General features: G+C 63.2%; 25 protein-coding genes and 3 tRNA genes. 8 read left to right on the top strand and 20 right to left on the bottom strand.

From position 1 onward, the window contains the following. The first annotated feature begins 31 nt into the window (after positions 1-31). Positions 32-1,504, top strand: a complete 1,473-nt coding sequence (locus tag C6W88_RS15880; protein WP_108133174.1) for a type IV secretory system conjugative DNA transfer family protein — start codon at positions 32-34, stop codon at positions 1,502-1,504. A 22-nt stretch (positions 1,505-1,526) separates the two neighbouring features. Next, on the top strand, positions 1,527-6,953 hold the full coding sequence (locus C6W88_RS15875) for an ankyrin repeat domain-containing protein (protein ID WP_108133173.1): 5,427 nt from the start codon (positions 1,527-1,529) through the stop codon (positions 6,951-6,953). Positions 6,954-6,967: 14 nt separating this feature from the next. On the opposite strand, the gene C6W88_RS15870 is transcribed toward C6W88_RS15875, so the two are convergent. Beyond that, positions 6,968-7,717: a type IV secretion protein DotN gene (locus C6W88_RS15870; RefSeq protein ID WP_108133172.1), complete on the bottom strand. Its 750-nt coding sequence runs from the start codon at positions 7,715-7,717 to the stop codon at positions 6,968-6,970. Positions 7,718-8,254: 537 nt separating this feature from the next. Here C6W88_RS15870 and C6W88_RS15865 point away from each other — a divergent pair. The 6 genes from C6W88_RS15865 to C6W88_RS15840 all read left to right on the top strand — a co-directional run bounded on the left by C6W88_RS15865 (position 8,255) and on the right by C6W88_RS15840 (position 11,906). Continuing rightward, positions 8,255-8,899: a response regulator gene (locus tag C6W88_RS15865; protein WP_045994188.1), complete on the top strand. Its 645-nt coding sequence runs from the start codon at positions 8,255-8,257 to the stop codon at positions 8,897-8,899. 112 nt (positions 8,900-9,011) lie between these two features. Continuing rightward, a complete protein-coding gene (gene uvrC / locus C6W88_RS15860) occupies positions 9,012-10,826 on the top strand; it encodes an excinuclease ABC subunit UvrC (protein WP_045994189.1) in 1,815 nt (604 codons plus the stop codon). 94 nt (positions 10,827-10,920) lie between these two features. Further along, positions 10,921-11,469, top strand: coding sequence for a CDP-diacylglycerol--glycerol-3-phosphate 3-phosphatidyltransferase (pgsA, locus tag C6W88_RS15855; RefSeq protein ID WP_108133171.1), 549 nt, complete (start codon positions 10,921-10,923; stop codon positions 11,467-11,469). A gap of 92 nt (positions 11,470-11,561) precedes the next feature. Continuing rightward, positions 11,562-11,636 (top strand) — tRNA-Gly (locus C6W88_RS15850). Positions 11,637-11,661: 25 nt separating this feature from the next. Next, positions 11,662-11,735: transfer RNA gene (locus C6W88_RS15845), tRNA-Cys, on the top strand. Between the two features lie 84 nt (positions 11,736-11,819). Further along, positions 11,820-11,906: transfer RNA gene (locus C6W88_RS15840), tRNA-Leu, on the top strand. Positions 11,907-11,912: 6 nt separating this feature from the next. Here the strand turns inward: C6W88_RS15840 and C6W88_RS15835 are convergent. The 19 genes from C6W88_RS15835 to C6W88_RS15745 all read right to left on the bottom strand — a co-directional run bounded on the left by C6W88_RS15835 (position 11,913) and on the right by C6W88_RS15745 (position 23,058). Continuing rightward, complete coding sequence (locus tag C6W88_RS15835; RefSeq protein WP_181248716.1) at positions 11,913-12,755, bottom strand: tyrosine-type recombinase/integrase; 843 nt, start codon at positions 12,753-12,755, stop codon at positions 11,913-11,915. 50 nt (positions 12,756-12,805) lie between these two features. After that, positions 12,806-13,129, bottom strand: coding sequence for a helix-turn-helix domain-containing protein (locus C6W88_RS15830; RefSeq protein ID WP_181248717.1), 324 nt, complete (start codon positions 13,127-13,129; stop codon positions 12,806-12,808). 62 nt (positions 13,130-13,191) lie between these two features. Next, positions 13,192-13,464 carry an ArsR/SmtB family transcription factor gene (locus tag C6W88_RS22115; protein ID WP_108133169.1) on the bottom strand — a complete coding sequence of 91 codons (273 nt, stop codon included), beginning with the start codon at positions 13,462-13,464 and terminating at the stop codon, positions 13,192-13,194. Positions 13,465-13,603: 139 nt separating this feature from the next. After that, positions 13,604-13,957: a Lar family restriction alleviation protein gene (locus C6W88_RS15820; protein WP_108133168.1), complete on the bottom strand. Its 354-nt coding sequence runs from the start codon at positions 13,955-13,957 to the stop codon at positions 13,604-13,606. Further along, on the bottom strand, positions 13,950-14,312 hold the full coding sequence (locus C6W88_RS15815; protein ID WP_108133167.1) for a hypothetical protein: 363 nt from the start codon (positions 14,310-14,312) through the stop codon (positions 13,950-13,952). Before C6W88_RS15815 ends, C6W88_RS15820 begins: the two co-directional genes overlap by 8 nt. A gap of 94 nt (positions 14,313-14,406) precedes the next feature. Next, positions 14,407-14,652: a hypothetical protein gene (locus C6W88_RS15810; RefSeq protein ID WP_108133166.1), complete on the bottom strand. Its 246-nt coding sequence runs from the start codon at positions 14,650-14,652 to the stop codon at positions 14,407-14,409. Between the two features lie 97 nt (positions 14,653-14,749). Continuing rightward, the gene (locus tag C6W88_RS15805) at positions 14,750-16,210 is read right to left on the bottom strand and encodes a DNA cytosine methyltransferase (RefSeq protein ID WP_181248718.1); all 1,461 of its coding nucleotides are present in this window, start codon (positions 16,208-16,210) and stop codon (positions 14,750-14,752) included. Positions 16,211-16,440: 230 nt separating this feature from the next. Continuing rightward, positions 16,441-16,851, bottom strand: coding sequence for a hypothetical protein (locus C6W88_RS15800; RefSeq protein WP_108133165.1), 411 nt, complete (start codon positions 16,849-16,851; stop codon positions 16,441-16,443). A gap of 37 nt (positions 16,852-16,888) precedes the next feature. Further along, entirely contained in the window at positions 16,889-17,947 is a 1,059-nt protein-coding gene (locus C6W88_RS15795) for a hypothetical protein (protein WP_108133164.1), read from the bottom strand. A 10-nt stretch (positions 17,948-17,957) separates the two neighbouring features. Beyond that, positions 17,958-18,569, bottom strand: a complete 612-nt coding sequence (locus tag C6W88_RS15790) for a lambda exonuclease family protein (protein ID WP_108133163.1) — start codon at positions 18,567-18,569, stop codon at positions 17,958-17,960. Continuing rightward, positions 18,553-19,299, bottom strand: a complete 747-nt coding sequence (locus tag C6W88_RS15785) for an ERF family protein (protein ID WP_108133162.1) — start codon at positions 19,297-19,299, stop codon at positions 18,553-18,555. Before C6W88_RS15785 ends, C6W88_RS15790 begins: the two co-directional genes overlap by 17 nt. Positions 19,300-19,367: 68 nt before the next feature. Continuing rightward, positions 19,368-19,514, bottom strand: coding sequence for a hypothetical protein (locus C6W88_RS21535; protein ID WP_156088608.1), 147 nt, complete (start codon positions 19,512-19,514; stop codon positions 19,368-19,370). A gap of 10 nt (positions 19,515-19,524) precedes the next feature. Next, a complete protein-coding gene (locus tag C6W88_RS15780; RefSeq protein WP_108133161.1) occupies positions 19,525-19,776 on the bottom strand; it encodes a hypothetical protein in 252 nt (83 codons plus the stop codon). After that, positions 19,773-20,120, bottom strand: coding sequence for a hypothetical protein (locus C6W88_RS15775; protein ID WP_108133160.1), 348 nt, complete (start codon positions 20,118-20,120; stop codon positions 19,773-19,775). The genes C6W88_RS15780 and C6W88_RS15775 overlap by 4 nt, the downstream gene beginning before the upstream one ends. Beyond that, positions 20,117-20,368 carry a hypothetical protein gene (locus C6W88_RS15770; protein ID WP_108133159.1) on the bottom strand — a complete coding sequence of 84 codons (252 nt, stop codon included), beginning with the start codon at positions 20,366-20,368 and terminating at the stop codon, positions 20,117-20,119. The genes C6W88_RS15775 and C6W88_RS15770 overlap by 4 nt, the downstream gene beginning before the upstream one ends. Positions 20,369-20,453: 85 nt before the next feature. Next, positions 20,454-20,786 (bottom strand): XkdD/Y8K6 family phage-associated protein, encoded by a 333-nt coding sequence (locus C6W88_RS15765; protein ID WP_108133158.1) that lies wholly within the window; start codon positions 20,784-20,786, stop codon positions 20,454-20,456. Then, on the bottom strand, positions 20,783-20,965 hold the full coding sequence (locus tag C6W88_RS15760; RefSeq protein WP_108133157.1) for a hypothetical protein: 183 nt from the start codon (positions 20,963-20,965) through the stop codon (positions 20,783-20,785). The genes C6W88_RS15765 and C6W88_RS15760 overlap by 4 nt, the downstream gene beginning before the upstream one ends. 454 nt (positions 20,966-21,419) lie before the next feature. Beyond that, positions 21,420-21,689 carry a hypothetical protein gene (locus C6W88_RS15755; RefSeq protein WP_108133156.1) on the bottom strand — a complete coding sequence of 90 codons (270 nt, stop codon included), beginning with the start codon at positions 21,687-21,689 and terminating at the stop codon, positions 21,420-21,422. Positions 21,690-22,287: 598 nt separating this feature from the next. Next, a complete protein-coding gene (locus tag C6W88_RS15745; protein WP_181248704.1) occupies positions 22,288-23,058 on the bottom strand; it encodes an XRE family transcriptional regulator in 771 nt (256 codons plus the stop codon). Between the last annotated feature and the right edge of the window lie 13 nt (positions 23,059-23,071).

Here is a 23,071-nt window from a genome sequence, read left to right as displayed (position 1 = left end):
CCCCCTTGCCTGCCCACGAGGACCCCACACCATGACCCTGGTACCGGATGATTCGCCTCTGCCCCCTCGTCGCCTGCCGTCATCGGTGGAGGGGGACGGTCTGCTGGTGGGCTGGTCGCTGGAGCAGGGCCAGCCTCATCAGCCGTTCGGTTTCCGCATCGGGGCACCCACCACCAATGCGAACCAGGAGCAGCTCGATCCGATCCTGTTCGAGGGCAGCGGCCATCTGATGACCATTGCCCCCACCGGCTCGGGCAAGGGAACCGGCTGCATCATCCCCACCCTGCTGCGTTATCCGGGGCCGGTGATCGTGGTCGATCCCAAGGGCGAGAACGCGGCGGTGACCGCCCGTCGCCGCCGCCAGATGGGCCACAGGGTCATCGTGCTCGACCCCATGGGCATCACCGACCTGCCGGCGGACCGGCTGGACCCCACCGACATCGTCATCCCCAATTCACGCACCGAGCTCGATGACATCGCCATGCTGTCGGAGCTGATGATGGAGTCACACGGCTTCGACGGCCGTGACCGCTTCTGGCTGCAGCGCGCCCAGCAGGTGCTCAATGGTCTGCTGCTCTACCTGATCCGCAGCCAGCCGGAAAAGCGCAAGGGGCTGCTCGGCAAGCTACGCAAGATGGTCAGCCAGGACACCGAAGAGCTGGCCAAGCTGGCCGAGCGCATGCGCCAGATGCAGGATCCGGACCTGGAAGCCACCGCCGCCAGTCTGACTCTGCCGGCCGAGACCACCCTGGCCGGCTACATGGCCTTCGCCCAGAACAGTCTCGGCTTCCTGCGCGGCGAAGCGGTACTGGAGGCTACCCAGGACTCCACCTTTTCGCTGGATGACGTCACCCGCGGGGAACTGGTGTCGATCTACCTGGTGATTCCCCCCGAGAAGCTCGAATCCCACGGCCGCCTGCTGAGACTGTGGATCGGCGTGCTGATCGCGGCGGTGGTGCGCCGACGCCGGGCGCCAGCGCTGCGCACCCTGTTCCTGCTCGACGAGGCGCCCCAGCTCGGCCCTCTGCCGCAGCTGCGACAGGCCATCACCCTGCTGCGCGGCTACGGCTTGCAGACCTGGAGCTTCTGGCAGGACATGAGCCAGTTGCGTCAGCTGTACCCCCAGGACTGGCAGACCATGCTCAACAACTGTCGGGTGGTGCAGTCCTTTGGCGTACCCAACATGAACGCGGCGATGGACCTGGCGACCCTGACCGGCTTCCCGCGCCCGGAGGAGCTGCTCGACCTGGATTTCGACGAGATGCTTTTGCTGATCGCCGGCGACGAGGCACGCCTGGCCAGGCGACCGGAATACCGCAGCGACCCGCTGTTTCGTGGCCAGTTCGACCGCAACCCCTTGCACGACAGCAGCCGAGAGATCATGCCCCAGGCGCTGCGTCCGCAACGTCGTCTGCGCAGAGTCAGTCCGGCACGGCCAAAGCCTACGCCACCACCGGTGGTCGATCCTGCCTTCCTGGATCGACTGCTGGCGCAGTGGGCCTGACGCCCGGGACAGGACCCAGCCCATGAGCGACGTCTCCCGCGAGCCCCCGAACGCCACAGCGACCGACCTCCCCCCTCCCGGGACAGCCGGTTCATCCGGTTCATCTGAAAACACCTTTCCGTCGCTGAAACACCCCAGCATCTTTCTTGCGTCACCCGGTGACGTGGCCTACCTGCGCCGCGCCTGCAGGGACGAGATCGAGACGCTGCATCACCAGGCCGCCGACGATCACGGCCTTCGGCTCTACGCCTGGGAGGTCGATACCGCCGAAGACGGTTTCGATGATGCGGTGCCGGCCCAGCAGCAGATTCCCCACCCCTCGGATCCCCTCTGCAGAGGGGTGATCTGCCTTTTCGGTGAAAAGGTCGGTAGCCCTCTGGCAAGCCATCACCCCATCGATGACCTGCGGGTCCTCGATCCCATGAAGCCCGACGACGGCGGCGATAGCCCAGGCCTGGTGATTCCCTGGGACAACGCCTGGGCCGACCGTGGTGGATTCGCCCTTACCGGTTCCACCTTTGAACTGCTGGCCACCCTGGCCTACCGCGAGCGACAGCGCCAGGAGGCATCGGCAGGATCTCGCGCACTGCCACTGCTGCTGTGTCTGGTCGGGCCGAGGGACCTGCTGGACACCACCGAGCCACTGAAAGCCGCCTGGGGCAACTATCGTCACTTTCATGAATGCCAGGACAAGTGCGGAACGGATTCAGCCTGCATCACCAGGCGACTGGAAGACCGCACCCAGCAGCTCAAGCAACTGATCAATCTGGTTGCCTTCGTGCAACGTCGCGGCCACGTCATTCGTGTCATCGATTCTCAGGACGCCTTTATCGGTGAATTGAGACGTTTCATGGAGCGGGACCTGAACCTGGCCCTGACGGCGTCGGACCGAGACCCCTTCAAGGGTCTGGAGTCCTACGACGTCGGGGACCACGCGCTTTTCTGCGGGCGCTCCGACCAGCGAAGCACCTTGAGAGAGGAACTCAAGCAGCGCTGGAACCAGCAGGACCGGGTCCCCGTGGTCTGGGTCGAGGGCGGAAGCGGCTCGGGCAAGTCGTCGTTCCTGCGTGCCGGCATCATCGGTGCCCTGGTAGCGGACAGCGCCGATCATCGCTGCCTTGATTGCATATTGCGCCCTTCCGACCTGGCCCCGGATAGCCGAGCCACGGACGCAGGAAGCGGCGACAGATGCGTGCTGACAATGCTCTTCGACGCCATCGTGAAACGCCTGGAAGGCGCCGGCTGGTGCGATGAACCAACTGCCAGGAGAGCTCGCCGTCTGCTGGGAAGGACGTCAACGGACCTGCGTATCGAAGCCCTGAACGAGGAGTTGTGTCTACTGCTGGACGCCGCCGCCACGCGCCTGGCTCGACCTCCTCGTCTGCTGCAGGGGTTCGACCAGTTCGAGGAGATCGTCGACGCTCTGTATGGCGAACAGCAGGAAGCCGAGTTCTGGGATCCGCTGGTGCAGTGGCTCCACGCGGCCCATTCATGCCGCGCCCTGGCCCCGCGTCTGGGCATCTTTGTCACCCTCCAGGGAAACCGTCAGGAGCTGGTGGAGCGCGACAGTCTGCTCAACGAACTCCATGCCACTGGCCAGGTAACGAGGATGTCGTTTCCTCCTGACAACAGTCTCGACGAAATTATTCGCAAGCCCTTTCGGCTGACCGGACGCCTGGCCATCAGCGACGCCCTGGTAGCCCGGCTCAAGGACAATATCCAGCGGATTCGCGGCCATCATGGTCGAGGCGACGCCCAGGACAGCCTGCTGCCGCTGTTGTCACTGGCGCTGCGCAATCTCTACGAGCACGGCCTGCGGCTTGCCGAGGAAGCCACCATCGCTGACTCGGCGTCCCTGGGTGACGCTATCACCACGAGCTTTGGCCGCAGTGGTGACCGCCAGGACGACAACGACATCCAGGGGCTCGGCACCAGCGCCACAGCAGGCTTCACCGAGAGCGCGTCTGGCTCCGAGGCCTTCCAGGCCACCGGTCACCCTCGTCCCCCCGACGGGGGCGACCGCCAGCGGGAGCCCCCCCTGTGGGTACTGGACACCGCCAACGCCGAGGGCCACGACAGTATCGAAGGCGCCATCACCCAACTCGCCAATGAGGCCTTCGAGCAGGCCAAGGCGGCGTCCGGCGCACTGTGGTCGGATAGCGTCGTCGGTGACCTGCTGCGTCGCCTGGTGGATTGGCGCCAGGTCGGCGAAAAGCATTTTACGTTACCCGCCACGGTCTTCCCCGCGGCGGATGCCACAGACGCCTTTCAACTGGCCCGGGCGTTGCGCGAGCGGCGCCTGCTGATCGATGAACGCCACGGGCGTGTCCGCCTGGTCCACGAAGCGGTACTCCATCACTGGCCCCAGGCCAGCGAGTGGCTGGAACGGGAGCGCCCGGTACGCGAATGCGTCCGCCAACTGGTGGGGGAAGCCGAGCACTGTCTTGCCAGCCCGCCGGACGCCGCGCGCTGGAACGCCTATCGCCTGCTCTACCTGGATCGCGCGGCCCGGGTGCTGGCGATCTGGCATGATGTGCTCGGCGAAGGCCCGCCAACGACCAAGGAGCTTGCCCGCCTGCGGGAGTTCTGCCTCACCCTGCTGCTGCTGGAAGCCGATCCTGCAGCGGTGGTCACCCAGAGCCCTCGCAAGCCGACACACCTGATCCTGGCCACCTTCTACCAGCGCGCCGATATCATCGCGGCAATGGTGGCCAGAAGGCCCGAGGCGGTCGATCTACCGCGCAAGGATGGCCGCACCGCGACCTTCTGGGCGGTCTGGAAAAACCGCCTCGACCTGTTGCAACCGCTGCTGGCGGCCGGTGCCGATCCTGACCACGCCGATGAGGACCACTGGCGCCCCGTACACCTGGCGGCACAGGCAGGAGCCGTCGACTGCCTGCAGCGTCTGGTGGAAGCAGGGGCCAGCCTGGACGCACAGCAAGCGCCCCACGGCCAGACACCGATGCACCTGGCCGCGCTCGCCGGCCAGCACAGGGTGCTCGACTACCTGATACAGCAACGCGGCCAGAGCCCCGACCTCACCAACGCCAACCGTCAGACCCCGCTGGAACAGGCGATCGCCAACGATCGAGCCGACACCATCAGCCACCTGATTGCCCTCGGGGCTGACCCGGCAGCCCCCCATCAGACGCACTGGAGCTATCTGCACTTCGCCGCCCGCGGCAATCATGTGAAGGCCGCCGAGGCGCTGGTGGCCCAAGGACTCGAGATCGACGCCAGGTTGGCCAACGACGCCACGCCGTTGCACCTGGCCGCCTACAATGATCATCCGGAAATAGCCCGCTGGCTGATTGAACGCGGCGCCGACCTCGGTGCCCTCGCGCTCGCCGCGGACTGGGGCAAGGAAAGCAGCGCCCGGGAACGGCAGGATGCCTGGCGCAAGGAAGGCGCAAAGGGAGTCCCGTCAGGCAAGCTCGGCGACTTCGAACACACCCCCTTGCACATCGCCGCCGCCCGCGGAGCCACCAGGGTGGCCGAGCTGTTGCTCGAGCACGGGGCCGATCCCGCCGCGGCGATCGGCGACGGCCGCACAGCGCTGCACCTGGCCGCCGAGCACGGCCACCCGGATACCCTGGCCCTGCTCTGCCATACAACTGCCACACTCGACGCCAGAGACCATCGAGAAGACACCAAGGCAGAGCAACCGATCCATCAGACCGCGCTGCAGGCATCGGTGACCGGTGGTCATGTCGCCTGTGCCGAGGTACTGCTACGCGCCGGCAGCGACCCGAACACCCAATTGCACTGGCCTGGTCGCAGCCCCTTTGCCGGCTGGAACCTGGTGCACCTGTGCGCCGATCAGGGACATGCCGAGCCAATCAGGCTGCTGGCTCGCCACGGGGCCGACATGCAGGCCACCACCCCGGATGGCCGCACGGCGCTTCACCTGGCCGCCCTGGCCAATCGAGCCGAGGTCGTCACGGCATTGCTGGATCTCGGCGGCGTATCGGTGGATGTCCTCGACAAGCACGCCATGAGCGCCCTGCAGCTCGCCTGCCTCAAGGGCGCGAGCGAGGCGGCCAAGGTCCTGCTCATCGGGCAGAGGGTCATCGAGCAGGCGGACATCGAGCAGGCAACCGAGCCAGGCGTTGCCACAAGAGGAAGCGCCAAGGCGCCCCTAGCCCCCACTCTGCTCCACCTGGCCTGTGTCGGCGGAGCGCTGGACCTGGTCGAGACGCTTATCATGGCGGGGGCAGACTGTGACGCCAGCGACGCCGAGGGCTGGCACCCTCTGCACCTGGCCGTGCAGTTCAATCACCAAACCCTGGTCGAACGGCTTGCAGCCGCCGGCGCAGAGGTCGATGCCTGCGCAGAACAGCCAGGCGTCACCGCCTTGCAACTGGCCGCCGAAGGCGGTTACAAGGACATCGCTATCGTGCTGGCAGACGCCGGAGCCGATATTGACATGGCCACTCGTGACCGCGATGCACCGGTGCTGATCGCGCTGTCACTAGGCCAGTTTCCACTGGCGTTGGCCTTGATTCAGCGAAACGCCGATGCGGCCATGCGAACTCGCGACGGACGCAGCGTCGCCCAGGTATACGCTGAACGTCTGACCCGGACATGCACTCGCGACGACGCTGGACGCGCCCTCGAGGACGGCCCGGTGGCCGACCCCAGGATACTTGCCTGGCTCGAAGGCGCGGGTCAGTCCACCGCGGTTATCGAGAAAGCGGTGGCGGCCTTGCGCGCCCCTGCGGCGGATGGGGACCAGGAACAGTGCGCAGGCACCTCGCCCAACGACATGGGCCCCGATCCAGCGATTGCCCGCGGCGCTCTCGCCCCGACCCTGGAAGGCAACCCCTGGCAGTACCCCTGGCGGCGCTGCAGGCCGGCATTTGTCGAGTCCCACTGGCCCTGCGGCAGCCGTATTGATGGAAAGCATCTCGCCGACAACAGACTGGTGGCCGACGCCTGCCGACTGCCCTGGTACCCCGACGCCACCCTGATACGCCTGCAACATCCCGACTGGATGCAGGGCCTGGCGCTGTACTTCGTCGAGGAAGGCGCTGCTGGAGACCACGTGCCGCGCCCGCTGACCCGGCTGACCGGTACTGCACCGCCGATCCACGAGTTGAACGCTCGCCAGCCGATCCAGCTTTGCGCTGCCAATGCGCTCGGCTACCTGCGCTTCTTCTGCTTCTTCGTCAGGGGGCCGGACGGTCCCTTCTATATTGTCGATTCGCTCGAGGATCCGCTGCTCCCGGTCCATCCCGATATTCAGGCCATCGTCGCCGGAAGCTGTCACGCGCCGCGCCAGGACCCGGCCGATGACGAAGACGTCTATCGCTACCTGGCGACGCTCTACTATGCCGACGCCTTTTTTCTCGCCCGCTTCATGCTGAGCGCCAGCGGCAACATCGAGATGCTCGATGACGAACCCATCGCTGCCGGATTGCCCGAGCGCATCCACGCGCCGCTGGACTGACCAAGCTACGGACGTCAGGACGACGGAACCGAAGAGGCGGTGGCATCTGAACCGCCCCCGGCCATCAGCCGCGATTCGCTCATCGCCAGCGCTTCGGCGATTCGCTCGCCCCCTAGCGGGCCCTTCCTCGAGCGCCAGTACGCCAGAATCTGCGGGAACTGATTGAAGCAAAGCCCCTGTTGACTGACGACCCGCCGATCCAGCGGAAAAAGGCGCAAGCCTTGCTGCATCAGGCCGTCCGCTCGCCCCTCTCCCCTCGCTCTCAGCAACTCGACCAGGGTCAGTGGATCGTCGCTACCGAAGCGTTCTCTGGCGGCGGCTCGCGCCTCCATCACACGCTCCAGCAGGGCGCGTGCTCGCAGTTGCAGCCGCCTGTCGAGGCGCGCAGCAAAAATGACGGGGGCCAGCCGATTGAGGTCCGCCTGGGTCACGCCGGGCAGCCACACCAGTACACCGGAACGCATGGAAGGCACCAGATCCAGGCGATTCACCTGATCACAGAACAGACAGGCCGACACGATATCATCGACATTGCGACTGTCAGTCCCCAGGGTCACCGCCTGCTGATACTTGGCGCTGCGAAAGCCACAAAAGCGACAACGGTAGTCGTCCCTGGCCCAGACCGCTTCGCGCGCGCCTGGCGGGGTGCAAGGTATCCCCGTGCAACGATAGCCAAGGACGTCATAGGCGCTGGTGGGACGCGCCAGGCGAAAACGCAACTTGTCGGCGAGCAGGGAGTCTTGTTCAGACAGGGGACAGGACATGGCGCAACCTTGGCCAGACTGGCCATCCAGAGGACTCGATCGGGACACGGGGCCGCACTACGCAGCCAGTGCGCACCAGATCAAGGCGTGTCGTGGACGCAATCGTGCTTTCATTGACGCCGGTCAAGTTCAGCATAGCCTGCCGGCGCGTCCGCATGACGGTTTCGCCCGTCCATCGCCATGGTCTCGCCTTGGCGGCGCCCGGTTCACGCCTACGACACTGCACACCCGCCCTGCGGCTGGTAACATGAAATGACGCGACAGGCGGCATCACATCAAGCCAACCAGGACGTTGGGGCTCATGCAGCAGTCCCGGGCGACAAGCGCCCGATACCGAGGCGCGCCGCTATCAGAGATATAGCACACTATCAATGCAGCTATGCTGAAAACGCCGTCGCCCCCCGGAGACCCAATTCCCCTTAGGATCAATTTGTGACAGTCTACTGCGAATCATCATGAGAAGACCCCGCAATGAGCATTGGCTCGCCTCGGTCCAATCCATGATCCCAGTTTTCACCTTTTCCAGGAGTATCGGCATTGATCAGGGTTCTTGTCGCTGACGATCATCACCTGGTACGCACCAGCATCGTTCATCTGCTCAATGCAGAGAAGGACATCAATGTCGTCGGGGAAGCCGCGGACGGAGAAGAGGCCATTGCTCAGACTCGCCGCCTCAATCCCGACGTGGTGGTGATGGACATTCGCATGCCGGGCATCGGCGGGCTCGAGGCCACTCGCAAGATCCGCCGACTGACCTCGGACATCCGTATTCTTGTGCTGACGGCCTTTATCGAGGAAGCCTTTGCCCAGCGGCTGCTGGAGGCCGGTGCCCACGGCTTCATCAGCAAGGGTTCCCAGCACGACGAGATGGTCAAGGCCATCCGCGCGGTGTTCGCCGGACAGCGCTTCGTCAGCCCGGAGATCGCTCAACGGCTGGTACTGTCGCGCATCGACCACGAGGAAAACCCGTTCGATCAGTTGTCCCAGCGCGAGCTTCAGGTCGCGATGATGATCGTCAACGCCCAACGCGTCGCCGACATCGCCGATCGCATGTTCCTGAGCCCGAAGACGGTCAACACCTACCGCTATCGCATCTTCGAAAAGCTCGGCGTCAATTCCGATGTCGCCCTGACCCACCTGGGGCTGCGGCATGGGCTTGTCGAAGGCTTCAAGGAAGACTAGAAGCCAGCCTGAGGCTCTTACCCAATGTGCCGTCGGGGACGATACGTCCCCCGCCAGGCTCTGGTAGCATGAGCTCCCTGACGTGATGTGACAGGGTGAGCCTTACCAGACCATGACCTTCGATGCCCGACGCTTTCTCGAGACCGTCAGCGAATCACCCGGTATCTACCGGATGTTCGATGACCAGTCCAATACCCTCTATATCGGCAAGGCTCGTCGCCTGAAGGCTCGCCTGGCGAGCTATTTTCGCGGCGCACTCAATACCAAGACTCAGGCGCTGGTCGCTCGCATCCACGACATCCAGGTCACGGTGACCAACAGCGAGACCGAGGCGCTGCTGCTCGAACAGACCCTGATAAAGCAGCTCAGACCGCCCTACAACATCCTGTTGCGTGACGACAAGTCCTACCCCTTCGTGTTTGTCACCGACCGTCATCCCTTCCCCGCTCTGGAACACAAGCGCGCAAGGACCCGCCACGATGACGGCCGCTATTTCGGGCCCTATCCCTCCAGCGGCGCCGTGCGCGAAACACTATCGCTGATGCAGAAGGTGTTCCGTATCCGCAACTGCGAGGACGGCGTCTTCGCACACCGCACCCGGCCCTGCCTGCAGTATCAGATTCAGCGCTGCAGCGCCCCCTGCGTGGGCTACATCAGCGAAGAAGACTACCGCCGCGACATCGAACACGCCATCCAGTGCCTGGAAGGACGCAGCGAATCGGTCAGCCAGGAGCTGACCCGCGACATGGAGGCCGCAAGCCAGGCCCTCGACTTCGAGGAAGCGGCACGTCTGCGCGACCAGTTGCAGGATCTGCGCCGTCTGCAGCAGCGCCAGGTGGTGGATACCGGCAGCGGAGACGCCGACGCCTTTGCCCTGGCCTCCCAGCCGGGTGCCCTGTGCATCTCGGTGCTGTCGATTCGTCAGGGGCGTCTGCTGGGGGCGCGGCACTACAGCCCCGCCAACAGCCTCGATCTCGGGGAGCCGGAACTGCTGGGTGACTTCGTCAGCCAGTACTACCTCGGCCAGGCCCGGGAGATCCCCACCGAAGTGCTGACCAGCCACGCCGTACCCGACGCCGAACTGATCGCCCGGGCGCTGAGCGAGCATGCCGGACGCCGGGTACGCATGACCGACAAGGTCCGCGGTCACCGCGCCCAGTGGCGTGAACTCGCCCGCACCAACGCCGAGCAGCAACTGGCCGGCCAACTGGCCAACCAGACCCAGCTCGCCAAACGTTTCGAAGATCTTCGCCAAGCACTCGAGCTCGACGAGACGCCGCAACGGCTCGAATGCTTCGATATCAGTCACAGCCACGGCGAGGCCACGGTGGCATCCTGCGTCGTGTTCGACCAGGACGGCCCGCGCAAGAGCGACTATCGGCGTTTCAACATCAAGGGAGTCGCCGCCGGCGATGACTACGCAGCGATGCAGCAGGCGCTGACTCGTCGCTTCAAGCGCTTCAACGAAGGGGAAGGCGTATTACCCGACATCCTGGTCGTGGACGGCGGCAAGGGCCAGTTGAACATGGCGCGGGAGGTGCTCGCCGAGCTCGCCATCAACGGCGTGATCCTGCTCGGGGTGGCCAAGGGCACCACCCGCAAGGCTGGCCTCGAGACCCTCTTTGTCGAGACCGTGGATCGCTCTCTGGCGCTGCCACCGACCTCGCCGGGTCTTCACCTTATCCAGCACATCCGCGACGAATCGCACCGTTTCGCTATCGCCGGCCACCGTGCCAAGCGAGACAAGGCCAGGCGCACCTCGACACTTCAGGATATCCCCGGCGTCGGCCCCAAACGCCGACGTGAACTGCTGCGCTTCTTCGGCGGACTCCAGGGCATCAAGCAGGCCACCCGCGATGAACTGGCTCGGGTCCCCGGCATCAGCGCCACCATGGCAGACACAATTCATCGTGCCCTGCATGGATGAGTTGAGGTATCACGGATAGAATGAACCACTTTGACGGGCGCCAACGTCGTCCGTCGCTTCTTGTCGCCCCCCTCCAGCAAGGACAGCGGTATCGATGAACATTCCCAATATTCTGACCCTGGCACGCATCGTCTTCATCCCCCTGCTGGTGGTGCTGTTCTACCTGCCCTTCGAATACAGCATGCTGACCGCCGCCGCCCTGTTCGGCCTGGCCTCCATCACCGACTGGCTGGATGGCTATCTGGCGCGCAAGTGGGACCAGTCGACGCCATTTGGCGCCTTCCTCGACCCGGTGGCGGACAAGCTGATGGTGGCAGTGGCGCTGGCACTGCTGATCGAGCGCTACGACGCCGCCTGGCTGACGTTGCCGGCGCTGGTGATCATCGGCCGCGAGATCGTCATCTCGGCACTGCGCGAGTGGATGGCGGAGATGGGTAAGCGCGGTTCGGTCGCGGTGTCCTGGATCGGCAAGGTAAAGACCACCCTGCAGATGGTCGCCCTGCTGCTGCTGCTGGCCTTCCCTCCCGGCCACCTGATCGCCGAACTGGGCGTTGTCACCCTGTACGCCGCCGCCATACTGACGCTGTGGTCGATGATCCAGTACCTGCGGGCCGCCTGGCCGCACCTGAGCCGCTCGCTGTAGGCAGCGCTCTGGCGATCCGGGGCCTATTCGAAAATTCAGGGAAAAGCGTTTGACAGTCACCGACTTATCCGTATAATACGTCCTCGAGTCAGGCGGGAATAGCTCAGTGGTAGAGCACAACCTTGCCAAGGTTGGGGTCGCGAGTTCGAATCTCGTTTCCCGCTCCATCATCAGACGATGGATGACTCATGAGGCTGGATGGCAGAGTGGTTATGCAGCGGACTGCAACTCCGTGTACGCCGGTTCGATTCCGACTCCAGCCTCCATTTTTCCTTTCAGGTGTGCCCCGCTTCCCAGAAGCCGTGTCCGATCCCTTCGGACCCTATCGCCTTACCTCTGGCGACGTTCCTGCCCGGATGGCGAAATTGGTAGACGCAAGGGACTTAAAATCCCTCGGTGGCAACACCGTGCCGGTTCGAGCCCGGCTCCGGGCACCAATCGTTTCAATGCCTTACGCTACCTAGTCCCTCGACACCCTCCTCTCTGGTCGCAATTTGGTCGCAAAGCTTCGGCAGCCTGCCAGCCACTTGATCCAGGCGCGAGTCGAACATATGCGCGTACCGGCTGGTCACCACCAAGCTGCTGTGGCCAAGTAGCGCCTGCACCGTCGTCATCACCTCCCCCGCCTCAGCTAGCAGGCTGGCGTAGGTGTGGCGAAGGTCATGAAAGCGCAGATCATCACGCTTTATAGCCCGCCGGGCAGCTTCAAACGCCTTACGCAATTGATGAGCGTCAGATGCAAACGGCAGGTTGGCCACCAATGCCGCACCATCCTCCGGCAGCGGCACGACCCTGGCCTTGCCACTCTTGGTCTGCCCTGGTCGCAACACGATGCGACCACCCTGGATGTTGCCATGGTCAAGCGACAGGAGTTCGCCGCGGCGTAGTCCCGTCAAAGCAGCCAGCGTGATGATTCGCCGCTCCTCCGGATACTCTTCCGGCACAGCCTCAACCAAACGCCGTATATCCCCTGCGGTCAGGTAGACGTGGCGCTCGTTTTTCGGGGTAGGCTTGCGCAGCTTGCCGTCCAGCGGCTGACCCAGCCAATCCCACTCCCGATACGCCAGGCTCAGCACTCGCTTGACCACCTGGGTCCGGTTATTGATTGTGCTTTGGCTGAGCCGCTTCCTGCGCATATCCTTCTGCATCGACCTGGCGACATCCAACACCTCTTGACCAAGAAGCACGTCTGGTGCGTTCTCGTCGAACCAGCGGGCGACTGCACGAATGCTCGCGCCCTGGCTGTTCGTGTCGTACTCGTCGACCCAGCGCAGAAGACCCTCCATGAAGGTCCTCCGCTCCTGCCGGCCCATGAGACCATTGAACTGAGCCTCGTTTAGTTCAGCCTCTCGCTTCGTGGCGAACTGCCTTGCTTCCTTTTCCGTGATAAACGTTCGCTGATATCTGCCGCGCTCACCCGACTCGGTGACGACCCACCTGTTCCGAGATGCGCGGTATCGAACCGTGATACCCATTTTTGTTGCTCCCCTCGTGAGGGGCCGCGCTTGCAGCTCTCAATGTAAGCGTCGACCGCCTCTCGCTCAAACCGTACGTTGCCGCCCAGGGCGACATAGCCAATCAGGTGCTTGATCGCGTAGACCTTGCGCTCACTGATGGCCAAGAGTTCCGCCACCTCGCTCGGCGGCATCAGGGGTGTCATGATCAAGCTCTCCTTCAGGGCAAAAGAAAGCCGCCTCGGTGGGCGGCATGATGATCGGCAGTTCACTGGCGGTATCGTCGCCGCCATTTAAGGAAATCGCGTAAACAAGGTTCATCTGCAAGGCGGTAGTACACGGTACGGCCTGACCGATCCGCCTTTACAAGACCTGCTTCGCGCAATTTGGTGAGATGCTTGCTGGTCTGATTCTGAGTCAGAGATAGCACCTCAGAAATCCTAGACACACAGATCGGATCGAATTTTTGGACCACGTTAAGAATTTCGGCACGAGTAGGGAAAGCGGCTAGATACAGTAGCTCGTCGACATCGAAGGACATAAATGGCTTCCAGTTTTTGCGTTTAACCTACTATACCCCGCACCCCTTGCTCAGGTGGGCACAATGATGCTCACCAGGCTCACTCTGTTTTCCACGGGCGCCGCTGAACCTATACCTGGCATACCAGGAACCGCACCAGCTAAGGCTCATCGCCTCCTCCCGGCTTCGGCGCCGCTGCGAGCATGCGCTGGTAGCCAAGGCGCTGATTATCGAACCGCCCAAACCTAAGATCGGCTTTCACTCGCTGCATGTTTTCATCAATGGAATCGAAGTAGGCCTTTTGCATCTCCAGCGTCGGCGCTGCTGGCACGCACTGCCAGCCGTCTGGGACGTGGCGATCGTTCCACTGAGAGCCGCACGCGCCACCCTCCTCGTTGGACTCGAGCCGTCCACCGCAGTCAGTGCAGGCCACGATGCAGGACTGTCGTGGCGTGCCTATGCGCCCGAACTCGGCTTCTCCTGCGCAGAACGGACAGGGCAAGAGCTTATTCATCGCCACCTCCCTCGGCCTGCTGACGAAGCTTGGCGGCGCGACCGCGCAAGAAACCTTGCGGGTAGTCAGTACCAACGCGGTCTATAGCGTCAGCGGCGTCATCTAGCGCCTTCGCCTTTACCCTGGCATCGCGGCAGGCGAGGCAATCCGGCCCCTGTTCACTCAGCAGGTCGCCCAGCTCGAACTCGTCCCAGTCGGCAACGTCGCCGTTGAGGTGGTAGCCGGCCACGCCATCGGAATCCTGTATGATCCCGCGAACCTCGTTTGCCAGCGCCTCGTAGCTTGCCGCCAGCGCATCCCTCTCGGCTTCCACCTGCTCCAGCCGCTGCTGTAGCGCTTCAATCGAACTGCTCATACCCTTCTCCTCTGCTCTCTGTACGCCCGCCTCGCTTCTCGCAGGACCAGCGCCCCGCCGGCCATGATCAGCAGGCCGAGAATGATGGCCGCGATCATCCCGCCTTCCTCCAAGCCGGTATCCCGTCGAGCGTGCCGTCGCGCTGAATCCGCCCGTGCTCGTGCCACTGCCGAATCGCCTCTTGGGCCGCCTCTGGCGCTTTCACCAACCGGTACTGGCCCATCACGGCGCCAAGCCCCGCCGCCACATGCCGGGCGCTGAACCGCACCGGCAGTCCTTCCCGCACCCTGATCTCCTGCTGCACGGACACCAGGCCGCGCAGCCTGTCTACTCGCTGCATACCCACTCCCTCCACATCTGATCAGCCAGCGCCTGCTCGACAGCTCTGGCGCCGACCTCCCCCCAAACCTCGATGTCGTTGATCCACTCGGCTGGTGTCATGCGGCCTCCCCTTGCTCAGTTGCCGGCATGAACCGACGCTCGTGTGTGAAGTTCGCCTCGACGATGGCCTTGGCCAGCGGCGGGCACACGCTGTTGCCGATCAGCCTCACCTGCTGATACTTCGGTACCGGCTTGCCGTTTACCTGGGCGAACTCGTAGTGATCTGGAAAGCCCTGCGCTGCAGCCAGCTCATGGGGCTGCAGCATCCTCATGCCGATGTCGACGATGGCGTACTGCTCTCCGGCGATGGTCACGGTGACCAGCCCGAAACGATCCTTCGTCGGCATGGTGTGCATCGGATCGCTCATGACCTGGCCAACGCCCTGCCCGTAATATTTCACCAAGAAGGCGGCTACGGCCGCCGCGTGGGTGCCGCCGGCGCAGATGGTGGGCATCGGTTGCCGAGGGTCCCGGCCGCCTCGCTCACTGCCCTTGAGGTTCACCAAACTTACGGCCACCGGCGCGTTGTGATCAGTGGCCGTGATCGTCGGCAGCGGCTTGCGCAGGTCGTCGCCGATCACACCGGTGTAGTGTTTACAAAGAAATGCGGAGACCAGCGCGAAGCTGCCGCCCTTTGGCCAGGCCGTGACGGTGCGTAGAGGTTCGCCTATGGCGTTGACCAATTCCGAGCCATTGCCGTAGTTGGCGATCGGCACGATGAAGGGGTCGCCGCTCTCGACCACGTACCGCATCACGCCCTTGGCAATGCGGCGCAGGGTGGCGTCGGCCAGGGGCCGCTGCCGCTCGAAGATGCTGGGACACGGAATCAACCAATCGATGCACTCCGCGGCGGTACGCCAGGGCTGCAGCTTCCCCCTCCGAACGGCAGGCGAGCCCGGGTCGCCATGAGTTGGCTTCGGCCACTTGATGGGCAGCCCATCACGGCGGGCCACCAGGAACAGCCGACGGCGAATGGTTGGGGCTCCGAAGTCGCAGGCTTTCAGGATCCGCCAATCCACCTGGTACCCATGCCGGCGCAAGGCACGCACAAAGCCATTGAAGGTCTGCCCCTTTCGAGCTGGATCCGGCACCAATTGTCCCTTGGCGTTCTTGATCAGCGGGCCCCAGTCCAGAAATTCTTCGACGTTCTCCAAGGCGATGACCCGAGGCTTCACCTTGGCTGCCCAGCGCGCGGCAACCCATGCCAGGCCGCGCACGCTTTTGCTGACGGGGCGCCCGCCCTTGGCCTTGCTGTGGTGACGGCAGTCCGGCGAGAACCAGGCGAGCCCCACTGGACGACCAGCGGCGGCCGTCTCGGGATCGATGTCCCATACGTCAGCAACACTGTGCTCAGAACCTGGGTGATTCGCGGTGTGCACGGCGATGGCCGTGGCGTCGTGATTGATGGCGAGGTCTACTGGCCGGCCCAGGGCCTGCTCGATCCCCTCACTGGCTCCGCCGCCGCCGGCGAAGTTGTCGACCACCAGCTCGTGGCCGAACAGGTTCAGACTGGTCATGCGTCTCTCCGTGGCATGAGAAAGCCCCGGCGTGTGCCGAGGCTGGAAAGAAATTGCCGCTTCACGTGCGGCACCCGGCCCGCCCTGCCGCCTACTGCTGTGCAGTGAACTCGCCCGCGCTCAGCACGGGTGGAGCTGAGGAGACGGCGGCCAGCGGGCTGACTCCGTTTTGAGACACGGTGGCCTGGCCTCGTCCCGGTCATTGGCGCCACCGGGCACGGCGCGTTTATTCATGCCGCCCGCTTGATCCGCAGGCGCATTCGATATGCATTGCTGGCTTGGCGACGGGCCGCGTTAACGCGGGCCTGAAACTGGACCGGCGCTGGCATCTGCTTGACCCGCTTCAAGATGCTGGAGTAGCTGGTCGATATACCCTGCCGTTGCAGATGGCTGACGACCTGGCGAATGGACATGCACTGGACCTCGATGCAGTCCTGCACTGCCTGGTCGAGCTCGGACCAATCTCGCCGACGCCAAGCGCCGCGGCGACGGGGATCAGTAAAGCCGCTGCGCTTGGCCAAGCCATGGACCTGGTCTCGCCCAAACCCCAACTCTATTGCGATGTCCTGGTATGTGGCGCCCTCATCGAGACGGCGCTTCACGTACTGTTTTTCTGTGGTCTTCCATTGGTGTTGTTCCATACCGCCTCCCACAAAAAAGGCCCCGGTGTGGGGCCTGTCAGTAGCTGATGGTGATACTGGGTATCTGCCCCTTCGCAATGAGCGTGATAGCCGTCTTGGCGCAGTCCTCCGGCATCCCACCGCCAATCATGGCCTCAAGGGCGGCGCGGTTGATGCGGGCGCGATGCTCCTTGTCGGCCTGGCGTCGTGCCAACTCATCTTGCTGGCGACGCTCATCGGCCAGGCGCTCCTCCTCGCGGCGGCGGTGCTCGTCTTCGATGCGCTGACGCTCTGCTTCTGCTTCCCGGCGCTGACGTTCAATTGCTTCCTTGTGCTCACGCTCACGCCGCTCCGCCGCTGCCTTGGCTTCAGCTTCCCGGCGAGCGGCAGCGTCACGCTCTGCTTGGGCGGCCGCCTCGGCTTCACGGCGGGCCCGCTCCTCGGCCTCACGCGCAATGCGTTCCTCGCGTTCCTTCTGCTCGCGCGCCTCAGCTTCGGCGCGCAGCCGGGCTAGCTCGGCCTGTTCAGCCTCGTAGGCCTGGCGCTTGGCAAGGCCCTCCCGCAGCAAAGACAGCACCCGGTCCTTGGTGCGGGCCGCTTCTGCCTCGTACTCCTCCCAGTGCTCGCCAATGGCCATGGCCTCGGCTTCGGCGATGCAGTTGGCCAGCTCCTTGCTATCCAGATTGGGGATGTCAGAGGCCAGCAGGTCGAGTCGTTCGATGCCTGCCTGATGCTGAGCCTTGCGCGCCTCCTCAGCGGCCTCCCACTCATTCAGCGGCCCACGCGCTTCGTCGCGCCATGCGTCCAGCTGGTCACGCCACCGCTTCCGTTCTGCGTCGATGGTCTTTGGCAATTGCTTGAGGTCGGCCACCAGCTCCTTGCCAATATTGTCGATTGCAGTCTTGCTGCGGGCTATCTTGTGCGCCATGGAGGCGTAGGCTTGTCGTCCCTTTGCGGTATCCAGGGTGGGCGGTTCGGCGAGAAAAGCGTCCAGCTCCTCGCGGATCGTTGCCAGGTATGGGTCCAAGCCCTTATCAGTCTTGAACACCTCAAGCGCCGTCTCTTTGGACGGCACGGTGACCAGCTCTGTTGATTCTTTCTCAGCTACTGCGGTCATGCTCTCCTCCTCATGCCGCCAGTACGCGGCCCATTCGGGTTTCCATTTCCTCGTAGAACGCATCGACGCGCTCTGCGATGGTTCGGATCATCTTCTCGTCGCGATATGCCCGCTTCACGAAAAGCGGCATCCCAGGCCAGTAGCTGACGAAGTCGATCCACTCACGCTCGCTGACCCATAGCCCGCCCTGGCACTGGGCGATGTGATCCTTGGGGATCTCATCCGCCAGCAGCACCTCGACTTGGAGCTTGGGCAGCTTGCTCTTGATCTCGAGCGCACCGTCTTCACCGATCAGCCCGTCAGGCGAGTACCCGGCGCCGTGGTTGAGGACGATGCCGACCTCCCTGGATTGGTTGCCGGTGGCCTGGCGGTACAAGTCGCGGGCCACCGGCTCCATCTCGTGCCCGCGCTCGGTGTGGCGGTTGCCCTGGAAAGCACCGGAAGGCTCGCCGGTCATACGCTCGCCGATCAGCTCGTGCATGTAGCTGATTGCGCCGGCACCAAAGCCCCCAGGACCCTTGCCATTGACCAACAAGTCTTTGAGCCTGGACATCGTGACGATGCCCAGCCTGGCGTCGTGCCACTCGGGCGTGCCCTGCTCAAGTTCATGAATGATCTGCATCACCGGCCTCCTGGATGATCTTGTTGAGCTGCGCCATCATTCCGTCGAACTTGGTGCGCGGGACGCGGCTGGCGTCACCATAGGTCTCGGCAAACCATGCCTGAGTCTTCTCGGGGCACTGGGCCAAGCGCTGTGCGATCTGCCCGGCTTGGAACGCAGTGACAGTCTTGGTTGGCGCTGCCGACACGCCATCGTCGTCCTCGCCGCGAGTCGTGATATTCAGGAGTGCGCACAGCACGTACCGCTTGCCGTAGCTGGTGGTCGAGCCGAAGGCCTGGACGGCGTTCTTGTTGCCGCTGGTGTCGGCGGGCAGTAGCATTGCGGTCTCCTCCCGATGGCCGCCCTTGTGCATCAGCACGCCCGTGACTTCGATCCCCTTGTCGACCGTCTTGACGCGGAAGCTGACCGCGAAGCCGTGCTTCTGCATCACTGGCCGAACGGTGTCGACGATGTCCTCGAGCGTGGCGTACTTCCCGTTGTTCGTCTTGCCGCGCTCAGCGATGCTCGGCATTTCCGTCTGCATGGCTGCCATCGCTGCGCTGTATTCCATGGCCGCCTGGCGCTCCATGACGCGCTCCTGCATTTGCAGCAGCCGCTCCATCTTGTCGATGTCGACGTCGGGGTTCATGGCCGCCCGCTCAATCACCTGGATGATCGCTGCCGACTCGCTCACCTGTTGCGCGGGCGCCTGAACCGCCCCTTCCTGTCGTGTGGCCAACTCAGTGCTCATTGCTTTATCCTCTCCTCGATACTGTTGGTATCCGCCCCAGTCCGACCGCCATCGGCTGGGGCTTCTCGTCAGTCAACCCCGTGATGGATTGCCCCTGTGGACTGAATCATCGACCGCATGGCGTCGTAGCCGTGGCGATGTCCGAATTCCCGGTCGATCGGCTGGCTGCTACAGCCGGCCAAGGCCAGGGCGGTGATCAAGATCAGTGCTCGCATGCTTTCCTCCTCATGCCGCCCAGGCGCCCCGCTCTCTGCGGTACTCCTCGAGCAGCCGGTCGTAGTCGTCGTCGGTCAATTTCCGCTCGAGCCATGCCGCCGGAAAACCGCGGCGATCGAGGATGTCGAACTCGAATTCCTCCGGCTCTGGTGGATCAGCGTCACCGAATCCAAATCCAGTGGTGCGCATCGGCACCCCAGGGCTGTAGAGCGTCACCTGGCACCGGCACGGGATACCGGCAACGGTGGTCATAAACGTCATGCCGTTTCCTCCACGTAGACAGCCTCCAGATCGTCAATCAGCTTGATAGCGATCCCGCTGCAGTCATCTGCATACTGCCCCGTGAGCTCATATGTCTCGGGGCTATAACTGGTTCGCAGAAAAAGGCCATATCCCTCGAGGAAAAATCCGAATGCTCGATGCTCGGGCTGGAAGGTCGGAGTCGCGTGGACAAACCCGTTAGCAATGGAGCTGGCCAAGTCTTCGAGGTCCACGAGGTCGTAGAACGACTCCTTCCAGTCGCCATCGATAAAAAACGCTTTCGACTTGGGCTTATCAGAGAACTCGACGCGGACCTTCATCTCGAAATCGATGTTGAAGCTCATGCCGCCGCCCTCCTCCGGTAGTGCTGGTCGATGGCCACCTCAATCGCCGTGTTGACGTCAGGCCCGCCTCGGTACCCGCCGCTAGCAAAGACCTCGATAGCGGCCTCGATCAGCTCTTCCATCGCTATAGGGTCCTCCGCCAGCATCTCCTTGATGGGGTGTTCGGCCAGTTGGTTGCCCATATCTCGGGTGGCGTCTCGCAACGCCTCGATGTCGCGGCTGTGTTTGCTCCATCCGCTCGTGCTCATACCTACCTCCTGCCGCACCAAGCGGCGCCGATGAATGCCAGGGCGTAGAGAAGGGCGAACACCACCAGCCAGGATTTATCGGGGGTCATGACTCGCCTCGGGCTTTGGCTAGAGCGGCGCGAGCCTTCCGGTAGTCCGAGGCTAATAGCCTGAATTTTGCCCACTCGTCGTCGGGTGTTCGCTGCACCTCATTATCTCCATCAAGCTGGTCGGCCAATCTCCCAAACACCTCAAGCGCCTCATACAGCTCCGGCGCCGCCGCGATCAGGTGGGCGTCATGCTCGCTCTGGCAGGCGTAGTACCCCTCCCGGTTCTCCAGAAACAGGTTCTCGGTTCCGAATTTTCCCTCGAAGGTGACGCAATCGCGCATTCGGTGGTGGACCGTCCACGGCCCCGGTGTGAATTTGGTTTCGCTCATACCGCCCTCCAAATCTCAATCGGCGGCGTTACACCCTTGGCCGCCATGGCCTTGCGACGCTGCCAGCGCTCTTTGCGCAACCACCGCTTGCGGTGCTCGCTCGTGATGATCTTGTCGGCCCATTGCTCGCCGATGAGAGGCCGCAGCCCGAGGCGACGGCGTGCTGTGTCTGCGGTCATGCGACCTCCTGGAAGAAAAAAGCCCGCACGGTGGCGGGCAAATGCAGGGAACAGATGGTGGTGCGGGTGCATCGAGGTGGCGGCTGCCCTTTAAGGGACGGCTGGGCGCTCCCGGCCTTCTCAACCGCCACTTCGATGGCCCCGTACTCTGGCCCGGGGCAGGGCGCTGGGCCCAACTGACGCATGGGATCGCGTTGCCGGTCAGCCCCGGCTGCCTCACCACTACGCAGGTGACGCGTTTCTTTCCTATGCTGTGATTTCCACACCGCAACATAAGGAAAGTCTGATGTCTGACGGAAGCCTGAGGCTGCCCAAGGTGGCGGCCCTGGAAGTAGACTTTGAGGAGCAGCATCAAGAGCTCATCAGCCGCCTATCGACACTCCAAGGACGCCTCGCGGGACTGGACCCAAAGGCGGCCCAGGATCTGACATTCGCTCAGTCGAGCATGACAAACCTATTCGCCAACCTTAGTGCTCGCGTTCAAGTTGTAGAGCACCTTCTGGTCCGCGAGGGCAAGTACCCGACCAAGAAGGACTAAGGCAGAGTTAGAGAAGGGTTGGCTGTCATCCCCTGCAATGGCAGCCATCTCGTTCATCATGGCTGTCTCGATCTCCTCCTGCTTGTCGGAGAGCTCCCGCCCCCGCTTCTCATGCGCTTCGATTACCGCCTGATGTTGGCGAGCCTGTTGGTACAGCTCTTTCAGCTTGCTGGTGGAATCACTCATTGCGTCTCTCCTGGGTGGTCATAAACGGTTCAAGGCCACTAAGCGCGGAGTCCTGTCGTGCCAAACCTGCCCCGCTGAAATCTCATCCATCCCCTTCCTCGCCTTTCCCTTGGCAATCTCAGCAAGATCTCTTGCCGACGCTGGAAACCAAGAGCGAATCGAGAAGGTGCCTTGCCACCATGCATACTCCCCACTCTTGTTGCGCCGAGTCGCTGAGTAGAAATACGCCCGCTTGATCATGTCGCCGCCTCCCGTTGTCATCCATCAGCCCTCTCGGCGAGAAGGCTGGTGGATGACGCCCCGCTGTGCAGGGCGTCGGAATCCTTCTGCTTAACGTCATCCCTCTCGGGCATCTCAGCTACTGGCAACTCAGTCCAGCTCGCTCTCGGCTCCACCCTATGTTCCAGACGTTCGGGCTTCATCGCGTCGGCTACATCCGGTAGCTCGGGTGGTGGGCTGCTGCCCTGTCCACGCTTCCCAATTTAAGCATGCTGAAATGAATCGTCAAGCAGAATGCTTAAATAAATTTCAGTTTACTGAAACACAAGGCGCAAAAAAGCCCGCTCAGGGCGGGCAAATTTTCAGTGCTGTTAAAGGTTTATGCGAAGACTTCCCACCAGAAGACCCGGCCAATGATTTTTGGCGCGTCGGGGTCGCTGATGCTGTACGTCTCTTCTGGATACTCGATCTGGTTGTCGCTCACCACGCGCATTCGGTTGAGCGGCGCGCGGTACAGTCGCTTCACTCGCAGCATACCCCCGTGATCCAGGGCGTATATCTGGCCATCAACAATGTGTGTGGTGCCTTTATCGATGCCGATGGGCGAGCCATCCATGATCACCGGTTCCATTGACGTGCCGGTAAGCGTGGCGCAGGCCGCATTATGGGGCTGGACACCGGCTCGAGCCAGGCGCGCCAGACTGAACTTCATGTACTGCCCATGGTTTTCAATGACCTGGGTGCGGCCGTCTCCGGCAGCCATCTCCACCTCCCTGAAGAACGGGATCTCGATCTCGTCGGACGCCAAGGGCGCATCGTCCTCGACGATCTCGGTTTCATGGAACTCCAGCTCATCCTTGGGGCGCCCATGCATCAGCCCCTTCCCCTCGACGAGCCAGGTATAGGACACGCCCGTAGCGCGAGCGAGCTTCAGCAGCTTCTCGGCTTTTGGCGCCTTGGTTTCGCCGCTCAGCCACTGGGTGACGGCGGACGGGCTGACCTGGCATCGCTTGGCAATCGCGCTCTTGGATTGCCCGCTGTGCTCGATGGCCTGACGGATTCGGTCGCTGATGTTCATTTTAGCGAGCTTAAACCCATCGCCTTTCAGTATGCTTGCGGAAAGCACTTCAGCATGCTTAAATTGCTGCATACAGGAGGTCCCC

Origin of the sequence: Halomonas litopenaei (assembly GCF_003045775.1) — a bacterium.
Taxonomy (GTDB): domain Bacteria; phylum Pseudomonadota; class Gammaproteobacteria; order Pseudomonadales; family Halomonadaceae; genus Halomonas; species Halomonas litopenaei.
The sequence above is the reverse complement of the archived record's forward strand: the minus strand, read 5'-3'. Positions and strand labels throughout refer to the sequence as shown.

What these genes read in the sequence shown, in the direction of transcription:
- C6W88_RS22115 (WP_108133169.1), bottom strand. Translation starts at nt 13,464, where the DNA reads ATGTCCTTCGATGTCGACGAGCTACTGTATCTAGCCGCTTTCCCTACT.
- C6W88_RS15760 (WP_108133157.1), bottom strand. Translation starts at nt 20,965, where the DNA reads ATGACCGCAGACACAGCACGCCGTCGCCTCGGGCTGCGGCCTCTCATC.
- C6W88_RS15880 (WP_108133174.1), top strand. Translation starts at nt 32, where the DNA reads ATGACCCTGGTACCGGATGATTCGCCTCTGCCCCCTCGTCGCCTGCCG.
- C6W88_RS15810 (WP_108133166.1), bottom strand. Translation starts at nt 14,652, where the DNA reads ATGCAGCGAGTAGACAGGCTGCGCGGCCTGGTGTCCGTGCAGCAGGAG.
- C6W88_RS21535 (WP_156088608.1), bottom strand. Translation starts at nt 19,514, where the DNA reads ATGCGAGCACTGATCTTGATCACCGCCCTGGCCTTGGCCGGCTGTAGC.
- C6W88_RS15875 (WP_108133173.1), top strand. Translation starts at nt 1,527, where the DNA reads ATGAGCGACGTCTCCCGCGAGCCCCCGAACGCCACAGCGACCGACCTC.
- C6W88_RS15785 (WP_108133162.1), bottom strand. Translation starts at nt 19,299, where the DNA reads ATGAGCACTGAGTTGGCCACACGACAGGAAGGGGCGGTTCAGGCGCCC.
- C6W88_RS15815 (WP_108133167.1), bottom strand. Translation starts at nt 14,312, where the DNA reads ATGAGCAGTTCGATTGAAGCGCTACAGCAGCGGCTGGAGCAGGTGGAA.
- C6W88_RS15765 (WP_108133158.1), bottom strand. Translation starts at nt 20,786, where the DNA reads ATGAGCGAAACCAAATTCACACCGGGGCCGTGGACGGTCCACCACCGA.
- C6W88_RS15790 (WP_108133163.1), bottom strand. Translation starts at nt 18,569, where the DNA reads ATGCAGATCATTCATGAACTTGAGCAGGGCACGCCCGAGTGGCACGAC.
- pgsA (WP_108133171.1), top strand. Translation starts at nt 10,921, where the DNA reads ATGAACATTCCCAATATTCTGACCCTGGCACGCATCGTCTTCATCCCC.
- C6W88_RS15835 (WP_181248716.1), bottom strand. Translation starts at nt 12,755, where the DNA reads ATGGAGGGTCTTCTGCGCTGGGTCGACGAGTACGACACGAACAGCCAG.
- C6W88_RS15770 (WP_108133159.1), bottom strand. Translation starts at nt 20,368, where the DNA reads ATGAGCACGAGCGGATGGAGCAAACACAGCCGCGACATCGAGGCGTTG.
- C6W88_RS15755 (WP_108133156.1), bottom strand. Translation starts at nt 21,689, where the DNA reads ATGAGTGATTCCACCAGCAAGCTGAAAGAGCTGTACCAACAGGCTCGC.
- uvrC (WP_045994189.1), top strand. Translation starts at nt 9,012, where the DNA reads ATGACCTTCGATGCCCGACGCTTTCTCGAGACCGTCAGCGAATCACCC.
- C6W88_RS15795 (WP_108133164.1), bottom strand. Translation starts at nt 17,947, where the DNA reads ATGACCGCAGTAGCTGAGAAAGAATCAACAGAGCTGGTCACCGTGCCG.
- C6W88_RS15805 (WP_181248718.1), bottom strand. Translation starts at nt 16,210, where the DNA reads ATGACCAGTCTGAACCTGTTCGGCCACGAGCTGGTGGTCGACAACTTC.
- C6W88_RS15800 (WP_108133165.1), bottom strand. Translation starts at nt 16,851, where the DNA reads ATGGAACAACACCAATGGAAGACCACAGAAAAACAGTACGTGAAGCGC.
- C6W88_RS15820 (WP_108133168.1), bottom strand. Translation starts at nt 13,957, where the DNA reads ATGAATAAGCTCTTGCCCTGTCCGTTCTGCGCAGGAGAAGCCGAGTTC.
- C6W88_RS15745 (WP_181248704.1), bottom strand. Translation starts at nt 23,058, where the DNA reads ATGCAGCAATTTAAGCATGCTGAAGTGCTTTCCGCAAGCATACTGAAA.
- C6W88_RS15780 (WP_108133161.1), bottom strand. Translation starts at nt 19,776, where the DNA reads ATGACGTTTATGACCACCGTTGCCGGTATCCCGTGCCGGTGCCAGGTG.
- C6W88_RS15775 (WP_108133160.1), bottom strand. Translation starts at nt 20,120, where the DNA reads ATGAGCTTCAACATCGATTTCGAGATGAAGGTCCGCGTCGAGTTCTCT.
- C6W88_RS15870 (WP_108133172.1), bottom strand. Translation starts at nt 7,717, where the DNA reads ATGTCCTGTCCCCTGTCTGAACAAGACTCCCTGCTCGCCGACAAGTTG.
- C6W88_RS15830 (WP_181248717.1), bottom strand. Translation starts at nt 13,129, where the DNA reads ATGACACCCCTGATGCCGCCGAGCGAGGTGGCGGAACTCTTGGCCATC.